This window comes from Streptomyces telluris (assembly GCF_024519335.1).
In the GTDB taxonomy this organism is placed as follows: Bacteria; Actinomycetota; Actinomycetes; order Streptomycetales; family Streptomycetaceae; genus Streptomyces; species Streptomyces telluris.
Map to the genome: position 1 here is coordinate 25869 of NZ_JANIID010000006.1, position 14472 is coordinate 40340.

Annotated in this window: 15 protein-coding genes and 2 tRNA genes; 12 read left to right on the forward strand and 5 right to left on the reverse strand. The window is 69.9% G+C overall.

What is annotated here, in order from left to right; genetic code table 11:
- Positions 1–23 precede the first annotated feature (23 nt).
- Positions 24–1253, reverse strand: coding sequence for a GNAT family N-acetyltransferase (locus NQU55_RS08765; protein ID WP_168092536.1), 1230 nt, complete (start codon positions 1251–1253; stop codon positions 24–26).
- Positions 1254–1400: 147 nt separating this feature from the next.
- Between NQU55_RS08765 and NQU55_RS08770 the strand changes: the two genes are divergently transcribed.
- Together NQU55_RS08770 and NQU55_RS08775 are read left to right on the forward strand one after the other, a co-directional pair.
- Entirely contained in the window at positions 1401–2540 is a 1140-nt protein-coding gene (locus NQU55_RS08770) for a PP2C family protein-serine/threonine phosphatase (protein WP_168092537.1), read from the forward strand.
- 49 nt (positions 2541–2589) lie between these two features.
- The gene (locus tag NQU55_RS08775) at positions 2590–3036 is read left to right on the forward strand and encodes an HD domain-containing protein (RefSeq protein ID WP_168092538.1); all 447 of its coding nucleotides are present in this window, start codon (positions 2590–2592) and stop codon (positions 3034–3036) included.
- A 137-nt stretch (positions 3037–3173) separates the two neighbouring features.
- Here the strand turns inward: NQU55_RS08775 and NQU55_RS08780 are convergent, their stop codons facing one another.
- Entirely contained in the window at positions 3174–4256 is a 1083-nt protein-coding gene (locus NQU55_RS08780) for an acyltransferase family protein (protein ID WP_168092539.1), read from the reverse strand.
- 227 nt (positions 4257–4483) lie between these two features.
- On the opposite strand from NQU55_RS08780, the gene NQU55_RS08785 reads away from it, so the two are divergent.
- Positions 4484–4678 (forward strand): hypothetical protein, encoded by a 195-nt coding sequence (locus tag NQU55_RS08785; RefSeq protein ID WP_168092540.1) that lies wholly within the window; start codon positions 4484–4486, stop codon positions 4676–4678.
- Between the two features lie 72 nt (positions 4679–4750).
- Here NQU55_RS08785 and NQU55_RS08790 read toward each other — a convergent pair.
- Positions 4751–4824 (reverse strand) — tRNA-Gly (locus NQU55_RS08790).
- 187 nt (positions 4825–5011) lie between these two features.
- Between NQU55_RS08790 and NQU55_RS08795 the strand changes: the two genes are divergently transcribed.
- The 8 genes from NQU55_RS08795 (at position 5012) to NQU55_RS08830 (ending at position 11624) form a co-directional block, all read left to right on the forward strand.
- Positions 5012–5088, forward strand: a tRNA-Pro gene (locus NQU55_RS08795).
- A gap of 160 nt (positions 5089–5248) precedes the next feature.
- Complete coding sequence (gene tig / locus NQU55_RS08800) at positions 5249–6601, forward strand: trigger factor (protein WP_168092541.1); 1353 nt, start codon at positions 5249–5251, stop codon at positions 6599–6601.
- A 378-nt stretch (positions 6602–6979) separates the two neighbouring features.
- Positions 6980–7585, forward strand: coding sequence for an ATP-dependent Clp protease proteolytic subunit (locus tag NQU55_RS08805; protein ID WP_058044443.1), 606 nt, complete (start codon positions 6980–6982; stop codon positions 7583–7585).
- 93 nt (positions 7586–7678) lie between these two features.
- On the forward strand, positions 7679–8332 hold the full coding sequence (locus NQU55_RS08810) for an ATP-dependent Clp protease proteolytic subunit (RefSeq protein ID WP_058044444.1): 654 nt from the start codon (positions 7679–7681) through the stop codon (positions 8330–8332).
- 142 nt (positions 8333–8474) lie between these two features.
- Positions 8475–9764 carry an ATP-dependent Clp protease ATP-binding subunit ClpX gene (gene clpX / locus NQU55_RS08815; RefSeq protein WP_030366476.1) on the forward strand — a complete coding sequence of 430 codons (1290 nt, stop codon included), beginning with the start codon at positions 8475–8477 and terminating at the stop codon, positions 9762–9764.
- Between the two features lie 81 nt (positions 9765–9845).
- Entirely contained in the window at positions 9846–10460 is a 615-nt protein-coding gene (locus tag NQU55_RS08820; RefSeq protein WP_168092542.1) for a hypothetical protein, read from the forward strand.
- Positions 10461–10556: 96 nt separating this feature from the next.
- Entirely contained in the window at positions 10557–10958 is a 402-nt protein-coding gene (locus NQU55_RS08825) for an ACT domain-containing protein (RefSeq protein ID WP_168092543.1), read from the forward strand.
- A 126-nt stretch (positions 10959–11084) separates the two neighbouring features.
- Entirely contained in the window at positions 11085–11624 is a 540-nt protein-coding gene (locus NQU55_RS08830; RefSeq protein WP_168092544.1) for a DUF4232 domain-containing protein, read from the forward strand.
- A gap of 940 nt (positions 11625–12564) precedes the next feature.
- Here the strand turns inward: NQU55_RS08830 and NQU55_RS08835 are convergent.
- The gene (locus NQU55_RS08835; protein ID WP_256790206.1) at positions 12565–12807 is read right to left on the reverse strand and encodes a GntR family transcriptional regulator; all 243 of its coding nucleotides are present in this window, start codon (positions 12805–12807) and stop codon (positions 12565–12567) included.
- 170 nt (positions 12808–12977) lie between these two features.
- Between NQU55_RS08835 and NQU55_RS36770 the strand changes: the two genes are divergently transcribed.
- A complete protein-coding gene (locus NQU55_RS36770; protein ID WP_308402209.1) occupies positions 12978–13406 on the forward strand; it encodes a hypothetical protein in 429 nt (142 codons plus the stop codon).
- A gap of 48 nt (positions 13407–13454) precedes the next feature.
- Here the strand turns inward: NQU55_RS36770 and NQU55_RS08845 are convergent, their stop codons facing one another.
- Positions 13455–14387 carry a hypothetical protein gene (locus NQU55_RS08845; RefSeq protein ID WP_168094685.1) on the reverse strand — a complete coding sequence of 311 codons (933 nt, stop codon included), beginning with the start codon at positions 14385–14387 and terminating at the stop codon, positions 13455–13457.
- Positions 14388–14472: the final 85 nt, after the last annotated feature.

Below are 14472 nucleotides of genomic sequence, written 5' to 3' on the forward strand. Positions count from 1 at the left end.
CCGCCGGGAGGGCCCCGGCGGCGTCAGAAGCCGTGCGGCAGCCACGGCGCCACGTCGCTGCCGAAGGCCGCCGCCGCCTCCTCCAGCGCACCCTCGCGCAGCTCCCGCACCCGGCCGGCCCCCGCCAGCGCGGCGAGGGACACCCCGCCCAGATAGGCCGACCCCAGCTCCCGCACGGACAGGGCCAGGTCGGCCGCGTCCTCGGTGCGCTCGCAGGACGCGCCCTTCGCGTCGCCGGTCAGCCGCCACCGCCCCGCGTTCCAGGGGCAGAAGTCGTCGGCGACGTCCAGGACGACGTCCACCGGGCCGCGGTACGTCCGCGCGGCGAGCGCGCTCCCCACCTCGACCAGCCGCACGTGCAGCGAGTCCTTGACCCGCGGCTCGCACCGCCGGATGTCACTGACGAGATGCAGCAGCGGGTCGTCCACGGGACGGTTGTGGGCGGTCACGAGCGTCGTCAGGTCGATCTCCGTCAGATAGCGCCACAGGGCGGCGTACGCGGCCGGGGTCAGCGCCTCCACGTCGCGCAGCAGCACCGTCCCGCCCGGGCCCGACTCGGCCCACAGCGGCCGGACCGCGTACCGCGCGTACCCCACCGTCCGCCCGCCCTCCTCGGCGAGCACGCACTGCAGCGGCGAGGCGCCCTCGCGCCCGTCCGCCGGATCCAGCAGCGGCACGGCCTCCCAGCCCGGCTGCCGCGCGAGCATGCCCGGGCGGGCGGCTACCCGGCGTGCGTAGACCGCCTCGCAGGCGTCGCGTGCTTCATCGGGCTTCGACAAGCGCAACCGCACCCCCTCCGTGCCCTCCGGGGCGGACACGCGCACACGGGTCGTATCGATACGGACGCTCAAGGAGTGGGTCGCGATGCCGTAGCCGAACCGCCCGTAGATGTCCGGCTCGGAAGCCGTCAGGACGGCCAGCGGTTCGCCCCAGGCCCGCAGGTCGTCCAGCTGCCGCCGCATCATCTGCCGCAACACGCCGCGCCTTCGGTGCGTGGGCCGCACGCTCACCATCGTCACCCCGGCCGCCTGCACCCCGGCGCCCCCGGGAACGGTGATCCGCAGGGCGAACGCCCCGGTCGTACCCACCGCATCCGCGCCGTCCCAGACCCCGATCGAACGGTCGAGGCCGGCCAGTTCACGCCACAGGGCGGCTTCCTCGGGGGCCTCGGGGACCCCGCCGAACCCCAGCTCGACCGCGGCGTACCAGGCATCGAACTCAGCATCGCGAAGGACTCGCAACTCCGTCGTCATACCCCATGACTAGCAGCGACCCGGCCCCCGGGGCGAAGGAATTTCGCATAAGGGGCCGACCCTGCCGCACGGGACGTACCGTGCGCGGCCGTGTCGGCGCGGCGTGAGTCGACGCACCGCCGAATGGGTGGATAAGGTCACGATGCAATGACTGGCGGTGCGGAGACCCCGACGGCCCGGATGCGCAAGGCATGGCACCGGGCCCGGACAAGCGTGCGCAAAGCCGGGGTCGACTACTTCCGCGGCGACGGGTCCGACTGGATCGCCCTCGCGGCCCTGCTGCTCACGGTCCCCGCCCTCGCCCTGACCACCATCGCGCTGCCCGCCTGGTGCGTGCCCACCGCCCTCGTCCTGCCGATCGTCGCCGGCGGCCTGCTGCTGCGCCCCGCCAGCCTGCTCGCGCTGTACGGCGCCTCCGCCGCGGCCCTCATCGCCGAGGCCGCCGTCCTCAACCCCGAGGCCTCCGGCGACGGCGTCCGCGTCACGCCCGGCACCATCCTCGTCGTCGCCGCCGTCGGCCTCCTCGGGCTGCTCATCGCCCAGTTCCGCAGCCGCGTCGGCGTGCCCTGGCGGCGCGGCGGCACCATGCTCTTCGACCTGCGCGAACGCATCCGCGTCCAGAGCAAGCTGCCCAAACTGCCGCGCGGCTGGCACCGGGAGATGGCGCTGCGCCCGGCCGGCGGCCAGTCCTTCTCCGGCGACTTCGTCGTCGCCGCCCGGACGAACGGCGGCCGCACCCTGGAGGTCGTCCTCACGGACGTCTCCGGCAAGGGCATGGACGCCGCCTCCCGCGCGCTCCTGCTCTCCGGCGCCTTCGGCGGGCTCCTCGGCTCCCTGCCGCCCCACGCCTTCCTGCCCGCCGCCAACGGCTACCTGCTCCGCCAGGACTGGGACGAGGGCTTCGCGACCTCCGTGCACCTCGTCCTCGACCTCGACAGCGGCGACTACGAGATGTTCTCCGCGGGCCACCTGCCCGGCCTCCAGCTCAGCGCCGGCACCGGCCGCTGGGAGGAGAAGGCCGCGGAGGGGCCGCTGCTCGGCGTGTACGACGGCGCCCAGTTCGACCCGATAAAGGGCACCCTGCAGCCCGGCGACGTCCTCATGCTCTTCACCGACGGACTGGTCGAGACCTCCGAGCGGGACCTCACCGAGGGCATGGACCGCCTCACCGGCGAGGCCGACCGCTACGTCTCCGCCGGCTTCCAGGGCGCGGCCTGGCACCTGATCGAGGCCGTCGCGAAGGACGTCAACGACGACCGGGCCCTGCTGCTGATCTGCCGGCACTGAGCCCGGACGGCACCGGGCCCCGGACGTCACCGAACCATGGAGGATCCGCATGACCGCTCTCGACCTCGCCGCCGTGGAGGCCCTCGCGCGGCGCGCCCACGCCGCCCAGACCGACAAGGCCGGCCGCCCGTACACCGAGCACCTGGCGGCCGTCGCCGAGGGCGTGCGGCAGCGCGGCGGCAGCGACGAGCAGATGGCCGCGGCCTGGCTGCACGACGCCGTCGAGGACGGCGCGGTGACCGAGGAGTGGCTGGAGGGCTCCGAGCTGCCCCGGCCGGTCAAGGACATGGTCCTGGCCGTCACGAAGCGCCCGGGCGAGGCCCCGGAGGACTACGCGGCCCGCATCCTGGCCACGCCGGGGGCCCTCCTGATCAAGGAGTCCGACCTGGCGCACAACTCCGACCCGGAGCGGGCGAAGGAGCTGGACGAGGCGACGCGGAGTCGCCTGGCGGCGAAGTACGCGAGGATGCGGCGGCTGCTGGGTATCGAGGCGTAGGGACGCGGCTGGTTCGGCACCGCCGGCTGCACCGTCGTGGTGTCCCGCCGCTGCGGCGGGAGAATTTTGTCCGCCGCGATGGCGATCAGCCACAACGCCGGTGGTCCGGCGGTGCCGAACGGGCCCGATCCGTCGCTCTAGGGCTTACGGAAAGCCCACGCCATCCGCGGTTCCATCACGCACCGGAACACCCGCCGTACAGGCGACGTGCACAGCGCCGTCATGCCCGCGATCGCGATCAAGGTGACGACGATCTCGCCGACCGGCCGGCGGATCCACGCGGCCGCGTCGTACCACTCCCACCAGCGCGACAGCTTGATCAGGAAGCCGTGCAGCAGGTACCCGTACAGGGTCCCCGCGCCCAGCGCCGTGAACCACACCTTCCGGCGCGGCACCCAGGCCAGGAACGCCACCGTGAGCACGGCCGCGCAGGCGAACAGGGCGAAGGTCGTCAGCGGGGCCGTCCAGGCCGGCTCGTGCAGGTCCTGGACGGCGCTGCTGCGGTAGAACCAGCCGGTGTCCAGGCCGGGCGCCAGCCAGTACGCGACCGCGAGCGCCACGGCGAAGACCGGCACCGCCGCGATCCGCACCCAGCGGCGCCGCACGAGCTCGAAGTGCTCGCGCCGCAGGTGCAGGCCGATCACGAAGAACGGCAGGAACTGCAGCACCCGCTCCATGGCGAAGTCGCCGCCGACCTCGGGGGAGACCGCGGCCAGGACGGCCACGGCGAAGGCGACGGGGACCGGCCACCGGATGAGCTTCCACACCGGCGTCGTCAGCCGCCAGATGAAGAGCGCGGCCAGGAACCAGTTCAGGTACCACGGGTTGAGCAGGGAAATGGGCTCCGGCGGCGCGTCGTCCTCCGCCCAGTGCTGGAAGTACGTGTAGGCGACTTCGAAGACCAGGTACGGCACGACCACACCCGTGAGCAGGCGCTTGAGCTTGGCGGGGCTCAGATCGAAGCCGCGGGAGAAATAGCCGGATATCAGGATGAACGCCGGCATGTGGAAGGTGTACACGGTCATGTAGAGCGCCAGCGCGGCGCGGCTGGTGTGGGAGAGCGGCTCCCACGCGTGTCCCAGCGCCACGAGGACGATCGCGAGGTATTTCGCGTTGTCGAAAAAGGGATCGCGCTGTGCCGGGGCGGCCGGCGCGGACGTCTGGCCGGGCTGCCCCGAGGGGATCACCGCGCGGGCGGGAGGTGTGACGGCGGGGGACATCCGAAGCACCCTAGCGGCGTCGCGGCGGCCGCCGCCACGCGGACCGTCAAGTCACCCGATTTCCACTGCCCACGGCTTTGCAGGCTGTTTCTGGACGAAGTGCCGATGAAATGTCACAGGCCCACGGAAACAGGGAAGTTGGTGGCACGATGGTTGACGGGCGAGGGCCGCGGGGAGCATGTCTCCCGGGCAGACCGGTGAGTATCCGACCGAGGGTGTGATCAGTTGTGGCCATTTCGCTGTCAGTGGTGCTGCTCTTGGCGATCGTGCTGGTGGTGCTCTTCCGCTCCAACAGCATCAAGGGCGGCCCGGCGATCGTCGCCATCCTCTTCGGCTTCTTCCTCGCCTCGACGGGCATGGCGCCGTCGATCCAGAGGTTCCTGAACTCGATCGCCGAGACGATAAACGGCATCAAGTTCTGAGCCGCCCGGACGGCGTTCCCCGGGAAGAGCGCGGGGAACGACAAACGCCTCCGGCAGGGCCGGAGGCGTCGGTGGAGCGGGCGACGGGAATCGAACCCGCGTAGCCAGTTTGGAAGACTGGGGCTCTACCATTGAGCTACGCCCGCACGCGCCGCGAACCCGGAAAGGGCCGTGCGGCACGTTGTGCATCGTAGCGGGTCCGGGCCGTGCATCGCACGTCACCCCTTCGGCCCCCCACCGCGCGCCGCTTCCGCGCCGCCCCGTGCTTCCCGGCGCCGACGTTAATCACGCCACTGTTACCCCCGCGGGCATGTACCCTACGTCTCGCACTTACGGGGTGTGGCGCAGCTTGGTAGCGCGTCCGCTTTGGGAGCGGAAGGTCGTCGGTTCGAATCCGGCCACCCCGACCACCACACGACCACGGTCAAGATCACATTGTGGGGCTCATCCTGCTTGCGGTTACTATGCAAGCTGCGCGCCCGTGTGTCTGCACCACCGAGTCTGCCTACCGGGCGCGATCCGCTGAACCTCAGCAGAATCACCAGAAGTCAGCCCCAAGGAGACCGAACCGTGAAGAGCGCCGTGGAGACCCTGAACCCGACTCGGGTTCGGCTCACTGTCGAGGTGCCCTTCGAGGAGCTCAAGGCCAGCCTCGACGCGGCGTACAAGAAGATCAACCAGCAGGTCACGGTGAAGGGCTTCCGTCAGGGCAAGATCCCGGCCCGTGTCATCGACCAGCGCTTCGGCCGCGGTGCGGTGCTGGAGGAGGCCGTCAACGACGCGCTTCCGAAGTTCTACACCGAGGCGATCAACGAGGCCGAGCTGAACCCGCTGGGTCAGCCCGAGGTCGACATCACGGAGCTGAAGGACGGCGAGCTGCTGTCCTTCACCGCCGAGGTGGACATCCGCCCGACCCTGGAGATCCCGGACTACTCCGGCATCGAGGTCACCGTCGACTCCGTCGAGGTCACCGACGAGGACGTCGAGAAGTCGCTCGAGCAGCTGCGCGACCGCTTCGCGACCACCTCCCCGGTCGAGCGCGCCGCCGCCGAGGGTGACATCGTCACCGTCGACCTGGAGGCCAAGGTCGACGGCGAGGTCCTCGAGGACGGCGTCGCCAAGGGCGTCGACTACACCATCGGCTCCGGCCAGCTGCTCGACGGCATCGACGAGGCCGTGACCGGTCTCGAGGCCGGCGGCACCGCCACCTTCACCTCCGAGCTCAAGGGCGGTTCCGCCGAGGGCAAGGAGGCCGAGGTCAAGGTCGACGTCACCGCCGTCAAGTCCCGCGAACTGCCGGAGCTCGACGACGACTTCGCCCAGCTGGCGAGCGAGTTCGACACGCTGGAGGAGCTGCGCGCCGACAGCCGCAAGCGCCTTGAGCGGATGAAGAAGTTCGACCAGGCCACGCAGGCCCAGGAGAAGGTCCTCGACGAGCTGATCAAGCTGGTCGAGGTCCCGATGCCCGAGAAGCTGCTCGAGGACGAGGTCAACACCCGCAAGCACAACCTCGAGCACCACCAGCTGGGCCAGATGGGCCTGGACCTGGCGAAGTACCTGGAGATCCAGGGCAAGTCCGCCGAGGAGTTCGACGCCGAGCTCAAGGAGCAGGCCGAGAAGGGCATCAAGACCCAGTTCATCCTCGACGAGATCGTCAACAAGGAGAAGGTCTCGGTCGGCCAGGAGGAGCTCACCGAGCACCTCATGCGCCGTGCCCAGTCCTCCGGCATGAGCCCCGACCAGTTCGCCCAGGCGGTCGTCGAGGGCGGCCAGGTCCCGATGCTCGTCGGTGAGGTCGCCCGCGGCAAGGCGCTGGCCACCGTCGTCGAGGCCGCCACCGTCAAGGACGCGTCCGGCGAGGTCGTCAGCCTGGACGACGAGGACGAGGACGGCGAGACCGCCGAGGCCACCACCGAGGCCTGAGCCCCGGCAGCCGCATAGGGCGGCCGCTCAGGCAGCCGCACAGCAGCTACGGACGGGTCCGGACGTTTTCACGCGTCCGGGCCCGTCCGCGTCCCCGGGGCCCCGGGAGCCCCCGGGCGCCCCGAAGGCGCCCTCAGGGGCCTCCCGCGGCCTCCGCGGGCCGCTGTGCGACCTGCGGAACCTGCGCTCAGAGCGAACAGTTCCTGATGCGGGATGGCGCCCGCCGAACAGCGCGTTAGGGTCCGTAGATACGAGGGCAGGGGAGACATGGCAGCGCGCCGGCGAGCAGTCCGGCCGAGCCGGACCCCGGTCCCCGGAGAAGACGCGGAGACGGCCCGTTGCCGTCAGAGACGAGCAGGTGGATACGTGACGAATCTGATGCCTTCCGCCGCCGGTGAGATCGCCATCGGTGGTGGCCTCGGCGACCAGGTCTACAACCGGCTGCTCGGGGAGCGGATCATCTTCCTCGGCCAGCAGGTCGACGACGACATCGCCAACAAGATCACGGCGCAGATGCTCCTCCTGGCCGCCGACCCGGACAAGGACATCTACCTCTACATCAACAGCCCCGGCGGCTCGGTGACGGCCGGCATGGCGGTCTACGACACCATGCAGTACATCCCGAACGACGTGGTCACCATCGGCATGGGCCTCGCGGCCTCGATGGGCCAGTTCCTGCTGACCGGCGGCACCCCGGGCAAGCGCTTCGCGCTGCCCAACACCGACATCCTCATGCACCAGGGGTCCGCGGGCCTCGGCGGCACCGCCTCGGACATCAAGATCCAGGCCGAGCAGCTGCTGCGCACCAAGAAGCGCATGGCCGAGATCACCGCGCACCACACCGGCCAGACCGTGGAGACGATCATCCGCGACGGTGACCGGGACCGCTGGTTCACCGCGCAGGAGGCCAAGGAGTACGGGATCATCGACGAGATCATCACCCACGCTTCCGGCGTTCCGGGCGGCGGCGGCACCGGGGCCTGAGCCCCGGCGCAGTACGTACCGCCGCAGAGCCCGCTTCCGGGCCGGGAAGCCGCTTCCCGGCCCACCGACCGCCACCAGGATGGTGAAACCCGCATGAACATCTCGTCCCCGAGCGGCCTGTACACCGGCCCCCAGGCCGAGGCCCGCTACGTCGTCCCGCGCTTCGTCGAGCGCACCTCCCAGGGCGTCCGCGAGTACGACCCGTACGCGAAGCTCTTCGAAGAGCGCGTGATCTTCCTCGGCGTGCAGATCGACGACGCCTCCGCCAACGACGTCATGGCGCAGCTGCTGTGCCTGGAGTCGATGGACCCGGACCGCGACATCTCGATCTACATCAACAGCCCCGGCGGCTCGTTCACGGCCCTCACGGCCATCTACGACACGATGCAGTTCGTGAAGCCGGACATCCAGACGGTCTGCATGGGCCAGGCCGCCTCCGCCGCCGCGATCCTCCTCGCGGCCGGCACCCCGGGCAAGCGCATGGCCCTGCCCAACGCCCGCGTGCTGATCCACCAGCCCTCCAGCCAGACGGGCCGCGAGCAGCTCTCCGACCTGGAGATCGCCGCGAAGGAGATCATGCGGATGCGCACCCAGCTGGAGGAGATGCTGGCCAAGCACTCCACCCAGCCGATCGAGAAGATCCGGGACGACATCGAGCGCGACAAGATCCTCACGGCCGAGGACGCGCTCGCCTACGGCCTGGTCGACCAGATCGTTTCTACCCGCAAGAGTTCCGTAAACGTTTGATCGCCGTGCCGCTGGTATCCCCCTTGAGCCGACCGAGTAAGGCCAAGGGGGGCCCGCTCGGGGGGCCCGGCAAGGTACCGTCGATAGGCAAGCACCCGGGTTCGCAGTGCAAGGCGGATCCCAGGCGAAGGGGAAGCACCTCGTGGCACGCATCGGTGACGGCGGCGATCTGCTCAAGTGCTCGTTCTGCGGCAAGAGCCAGAAGCAGGTGAAGAAGCTCATCGCGGGTCCTGGTGTGTACATCTGCGACGAGTGCATCGACCTCTGCAACGAGATCATCGAGGAAGAGCTCGCGGAGACGAGCGAGGTGCGCTGGGAGGAACTCCCGAAGCCCCGCGAAATCTACGAGTTCCTCGAAGGCTATGTCGTGGGCCAGGAGGCCGCGAAAAAGGCCCTCTCTGTCGCCGTCTACAACCATTACAAGCGTGTGCAGGCCGGTGAGACCGGCGCGCACAATCGCGACGACGGCATCGAGCTCGCCAAGTCCAACATCCTGCTGCTGGGCCCCACGGGCTCCGGCAAGACGCTGCTGGCCCAGACCCTGGCCCGCATGCTGAACGTCCCCTTCGCCATCGCCGACGCCACCGCGCTGACGGAGGCCGGCTATGTCGGCGAGGACGTCGAGAACATCCTGCTGAAGCTGATCCAGGCCGCCGACTACGACGTCAAGAAGGCCGAGACCGGCATCATCTACATTGATGAGATCGACAAGGTCGCCCGTAAGAGCGAAAATCCGTCGATCACACGGGACGTGTCGGGCGAGGGCGTCCAGCAGGCCCTGCTGAAGATCCTGGAAGGCACCACCGCCTCGGTCCCGCCCCAGGGCGGCCGCAAGCACCCGCACCAGGAATTCATCCAGATCGACACGACGAACGTGCTGTTCATCGTGGGCGGCGCCTTCTCCGGCCTGGAGAAGATCATCGAGTCCCGGGCCGGCGCCAAGGGCATCGGCTTCGGTGCGACGATCCGCTCCAAGCGCGAGATCGAGGCCAGCGACCAGTTCCAGGAGGTCATGCCGGAGGACCTGGTCAAGTTCGGCATGATCCCGGAGTTCATCGGCCGTCTGCCGGTCATCACCTCCGTCCACAACCTGGACCGCGAGGCCCTCCTCCAGATCCTGGTCGAGCCGCGCAACGCCCTGGTGAAGCAGTACCAAAGGCTCTTTGAACTCGACGGCGTCGAGCTGGAGTTCGACCGCCCGGCACTTGAGGCCATCGCCGACCAGGCCATCCTCCGCGGCACGGGGGCGCGCGGCCTGCGCGCCATCATGGAGGAAGTCCTGATGTCGGTGATGTACGAGGTCCCGTCGAGGAAGGACGTCGCCCGCGTCGTCATCACCGCGGACGTCGTCCACTCCAACGTCAACCCGACCCTGGTCCCGCGCGAGCCGCGGATCGTGGGGAAGGACGAACGGCACGAGAAGAGCGCGTAGCGCTGCGCTGAGCCGGCTGAGCTGAGTTTGCGTAAGGGGCACCCGGCGGATCGCCGGGTGCCCCTTTCTTGCCTCGCGTTCTTGAAGGCCAAGTACGGCCACCCGGCACTGCTGCTGGTCATCTGCCAGGACAAGGCGACTGCGGAATGGGCAGCAGGTCCGTTCAAGCTCGGGCCCGAGGGGTGGAAGGCGCTGGCCGTGCACCCTCTGGTTCTGGGGCCCGGAAACGTCCCGCCCATCATCGACGCGGAGGAAGCCGCCCAGAACCTGGCCATGGCGACCTTCTCGGCGATGACGCACGGGCGGAGCCAGGACGCTCCGGCCATACTGGACGCGCTGGCGCGTGCCCTGGGAACGGCCGACGAAGAGTCTGTCGCGTACTACTCGGAACTGCTGGAGATCGGTCTGGGGGAAACCCCGGCTAGGGAGACCTGGAGGAACCTGATGACCATCCGTACGTACTTCCCCGGCCGGGGCACGCTCATCGAGGAGACGCTCCTGAAGGGTGAAGCCAAGGGGGAGGCCAAGGGCAGGGCGGATATGGTGCTGCGTGCACTGGAGCACCGCGGAGTCCCCGTGTCCGCCAGGGACCGGGAGCGCATCGCGGAGTGCACGGATCTGGACATCGTGCAGGGCTGGGCCGACCGCGCCTTCACCGTCTCCTCCGTCGATGAACTCTTCGGTGAGGAGAGCTGAGAGGCAGAGCTGAGAAGTACCGTGGAAGAGGGCGTCCGGACGAGTGCCGGGCGCCCTTTCGTGTGTCCGAACGTGCCCGTGCGTAGGGTGGCGGGCATGGCGGGAGAACGTGATCTGACGAAGTTGCTGAGCGGTATGCGGCCCGTGCTCAACGCCGGGCGGTACGTGTACGCGACGGTGGCGGGTGAGGCGCCGGCGGGTGTGGCCCCCGTCGTGACGGTGAGGGAACCGGAGGGCCTCACCCTGGTCGTACGGCAGGAGGAGGCCGACGCGGCCGGGCTGCCGTACGAGTACGTGGCGGGCTGGATCACCCTGCGGGTCCACTCCGCGCTGGAAGCGGTGGGCCTCACGGCAGCCGTCGCCCAGGCCCTGGCCCAGGCCGGCCTCAGCTGCAACGTCGTGGCGGGCTTCCACCACGACCACCTCTTCGTCCCGTACGAGCGGGCGGAGGAGGCGGTGGGCCTGCTGGAGGCGCTGGCGGAGGGGGCGGGGGAGTAGCCGGCCCGTTCCCGTGTCCCGAATGATGCGGTGGATCTTGTGGGTGCGGGAGGGCGAGGGAGAGTCTGGCGACACGCCCGGGGCATCCGCCCCAGGAGCCGATCGCCAACTCTCGGAGGCACCCCTATGCGTACGACCGCCCGCATTACCGCCACCGGCTTCGCCCTCACGGCTGTACTGCTTGCCGGCACCGGCACCGCCGCCGCCACGACCGCTCAGGCGCAGGCGGGGGGTTCGGCGGAGGCGGCCATCCCGGCCTGCTCCCTGAGCAACACCAAGGTCACGGTGCAGAACGTGTCCCGCCCGATCAACCACCAGCTGCTGACGGCCACCAACACCAGTTCCAAGCCGTGCTTCGCCTACGCCCACCCGCACCTGGCCTTCGACGCCGCGCAGCACGTGGTGCCGGTCGTGAAGGACTCCATCCCGCAGGCCGTGGTCACGTTGGAGCCCGGCGAGTCCGCGTACGCGGGCATCAACCTGTCCGCCGCCGACGGCTCCGGCACGGACGGACGCACCGCGAGCGTCCTGCGGGTGAGCTTCGACGAGGGCGCCGGCACGCAGAGCCGGGCCCGCACGGTGAAGCTCCCCGAGGACACGTGGGTCGACAGCAAGGCGGCGGTGACGTACTGGCAGAGCGACGTGGAGAGTGCCCTGATGTGGTGAGGTGAGGGCGGTGGAGGCGGGTTGAGTTCCGTGGGTCGGGTGCGGGTTAGAGCAGGCTGGCAGCGGGGGCCGGCTCCCCCTTTTCCTTGCGCCGGTCAGGGTGACCGTAGCGGTGGGGCTGGGATCCGTGGGTCGGGTGCGGGTTAGAGCAGGCTGGCAGCGGGGGGAGGGGTGGGGGGCTTGGGTTCGGTGTGTTGGGTGTGCGGTGGGTGGGGTGTTGGCCGCCGTACTCGTGCCGTCGCGGATGCGGGCGCGTGAGGAGACCTTGCGCATAAGTCGTGGCTGAGGGGGAGCTGGCTGCTGCCGCGATGTGGTGTCTGCCGTCGTGGGCGCTTCGCTCGGCTCGCCACCGTCGTGGCTGGGCGGGCGGGTGTCCCTGAGTGGGGGCTGTTGTGACGGAGGGCGTGTGGTGGGGCTGCGGGTGGCTTGCGGCCTGCGCCCGGGCCCGGTTATCCGCCGCGGCGGCGGCCAACTGCCCCCGGATATGGGCTCCTGTGACAGGAGAGGCCCGGTGGGGCTGATGGTGGCCCGCAGGCTGCGACTCGGCCCGCTTATCCGCCGCAGCGGGCGGCAGGCCGTCCCTGAGGGGGCTCGCTTGTGACAGGAGCACCCTCGTGGGGCCGCTGAGGTGCCCGGCCGCCGTCCCGGGTCACTTATCCGCCGCCCTACGCCCCACGCCGGGTGAACTCCGCACTCACATGCATCCTGCAGCCGGACGAGCAACCACAGTGGTGGCGCGCTGAGCGGAGCGCCCACGACGGGCCCGGCCACATCGCGGCAGCTGCCAGCTCCCCCTCAGCCACGGCCGAAGGGACCGGTCTCCTCACGCGCGTGCATCCGTGACGGCGCGAGTACGGCGGCCAGCCTCCCACCGGCCGCACAGCCAACCAGCCGGACCCAAGCCCCCCACCTCTCCCCCTGCTGCCAGCCTGTCTTGACCTCAGCCGTCCTGCGGCTGTTGGGAGACGTACGAGCCCAGGCCCGGCTCCGTGTAGATGAGTCCCTCCTCGCGCAGTCCACGGTGGACCTTGTGGGCCGTCATGGCCGCGATGCCGAACTCTTCGGTGAGTTGGTTGATGGACGGAACGCGCGAACGGGGCGGGTACGTGCCGTCCTTGATGCGCTGCCGGATCACTTCGGCGACCTGGCGCCAGCGTGGGATGTCAGGAGCGAATTCGACCACACGGGGACGCTACGTGTTCCAAGTGTTCCCTGCAATGCCCAGATATCTTCGGTTCCTTAGTTATCTAGGGGCCCTATGGATCCCTACGCTACGCTCTCCGCGTTGTGGAAGACCCCGGCGACCGCTGGCACGGTCCCGGGGCGTGGCCAACGCCTCGAAGGAGCGTCGACATGCGCAACCTTATCCGCCGCTGGTTCCGGCGGGGACGGCGGATTTCCGCCCTCGAAGTACCGTCCGTACCGAAGCCTCGTGTCGCTGAACCTGAACCCCGCCCCTCGCAGGACTCGTCCTGCAGGGTCTACGTGTGGGCCACCGCCCACGGCATCGACCTTCGGCCCCGTTCCCCGCTGGGCGCGTGCACCTGCGCTGCCCGGGACCATCAGCAACCCCTGCCCGGCATCGGCGCGTTCGTCGTGGATACCCGGGACGGTGCCGTCGGGCAGGTCATGCGCAACGGCGGGCCGCAGCTCCTGCTGCGTACGCTCGCGGGCGGCAAGGAGTGGGAGGCCGCACCCGACGCGGTCCGGCCCGTCACCGAGGCCGAGTTGCTCAGCGCGAAGGTGCAGGCGGCCAACACCGCCAGCCGGTGGGGGAAGTAGGACACGGACGGTGACGGCCGCCCCCGTGGCGGCCGTCACCGGTCGCTCCTACTTCTCCTTGCGGACCTCGCTGCGGACCTTGGCGGTCGCCTCGGCCAGCTCCTGAGCGGACATCGTCTTACCCGTGGACGCCTCGCCGCCGTAGGGCGACTTGCCCGGGGCCGCGTGCCGGACGAGCCCCATGGCGCTCGAATCGCTCCAGATGCAGCTGGCGGACTCGCTGGAGCTCGACAGGGTGCCCGCGGTGAACGTGGCCTTCTGGAGCCTGCACTTCATGACTGCGCCGTCGAAGCCGCTCGGTGAGAACTCGGTCCAGGGCGTGATCGTCTCGATCTTGTAGCTCTGCATGGTGCCCTCGTTCTTCTTCTGGTTCTCCTCCATCTTCGCGATCAGCGCGTCGACGGTCTTCTTGGGGTCGGCGAGCTCCCCGTAGACACCCGTGAGTGAGAGCGACATCTTCTCGGGGCTGGCGTAAGTGCCCGACACTCCCGTGCCGTTGGCGATGCCGAACTCCTTGGCGCTCTTGTCGTCGGTGAGGTCCTTTGTGTCCGTCTGCTTGGAACCCGGTGCGCTCAGACTGCTCTTCGTGTACTTGCCGTCCAGCAGCTTGTCCGGCATCACGATGGTGTACGGCTTGACCTCGCCGTCGCTGCCCATGAAGAACATCGCACCCGCGATGAGCGCGCCCACGACCGCGACCGCGCCGATCGTGATGCCGATCGCCTTGCCCTTGCCGCCGCCCTGGGGCGGGACCGGCGGGGGGTACTGGCCCGGGTAGCCGGGCTGGGGCTGCTGGCCGTACGGGGCCGGCTGCTGGGGGGCGCCGTAGGGCTGCTGGGGCTGCGCGCCGTAGGGCGTGCCCGGCGGCGGGGGCGGCGGCGGGTAACCGTAACCGGGCTGGCCGGCGGGCGCCCCTTGGGCGTAGGGGCCCGGCTGCTGGGGCGGCTGCTGGCCGTAGGGGCCCGGCTGGTTGTAGCTCATTGGGACTCTCTTCGATCCGTGGGGGACTCGTGTGACAGTCCCGCTATCCTTCCGGATCTCTTAGGTGGTCCTTACCGTAGAGCGG

What these genes read in the sequence shown, in the direction of transcription:
- NQU55_RS36770 (WP_308402209.1), top strand. Translation starts at nt 12,978, where the DNA reads ATGCGCAACCTTATCCGCCGCTGGTTCCGGCGGGGACGGCGGATTTCC.
- NQU55_RS08765 (WP_168092536.1), bottom strand. Translation starts at nt 1,253, where the DNA reads ATGACGACGGAGTTGCGAGTCCTTCGCGATGCTGAGTTCGATGCCTGG.
- NQU55_RS08830 (WP_168092544.1), top strand. Translation starts at nt 11,085, where the DNA reads ATGCGTACGACCGCCCGCATTACCGCCACCGGCTTCGCCCTCACGGCT.
- NQU55_RS08770 (WP_168092537.1), top strand. Translation starts at nt 1,401, where the DNA reads ATGACTGGCGGTGCGGAGACCCCGACGGCCCGGATGCGCAAGGCATGG.
- NQU55_RS08805 (WP_058044443.1), top strand. Translation starts at nt 6,980, where the DNA reads ATGCCTTCCGCCGCCGGTGAGATCGCCATCGGTGGTGGCCTCGGCGAC.
- NQU55_RS08825 (WP_168092543.1), top strand. Translation starts at nt 10,557, where the DNA reads ATGGCGGGAGAACGTGATCTGACGAAGTTGCTGAGCGGTATGCGGCCC.
- NQU55_RS08845 (WP_168094685.1), bottom strand. Translation starts at nt 14,387, where the DNA reads ATGAGCTACAACCAGCCGGGCCCCTACGGCCAGCAGCCGCCCCAGCAG.
- NQU55_RS08780 (WP_168092539.1), bottom strand. Translation starts at nt 4,256, where the DNA reads ATGTCCCCCGCCGTCACACCTCCCGCCCGCGCGGTGATCCCCTCGGGG.
- NQU55_RS08775 (WP_168092538.1), top strand. Translation starts at nt 2,590, where the DNA reads ATGACCGCTCTCGACCTCGCCGCCGTGGAGGCCCTCGCGCGGCGCGCC.
- NQU55_RS08810 (WP_058044444.1), top strand. Translation starts at nt 7,679, where the DNA reads ATGAACATCTCGTCCCCGAGCGGCCTGTACACCGGCCCCCAGGCCGAG.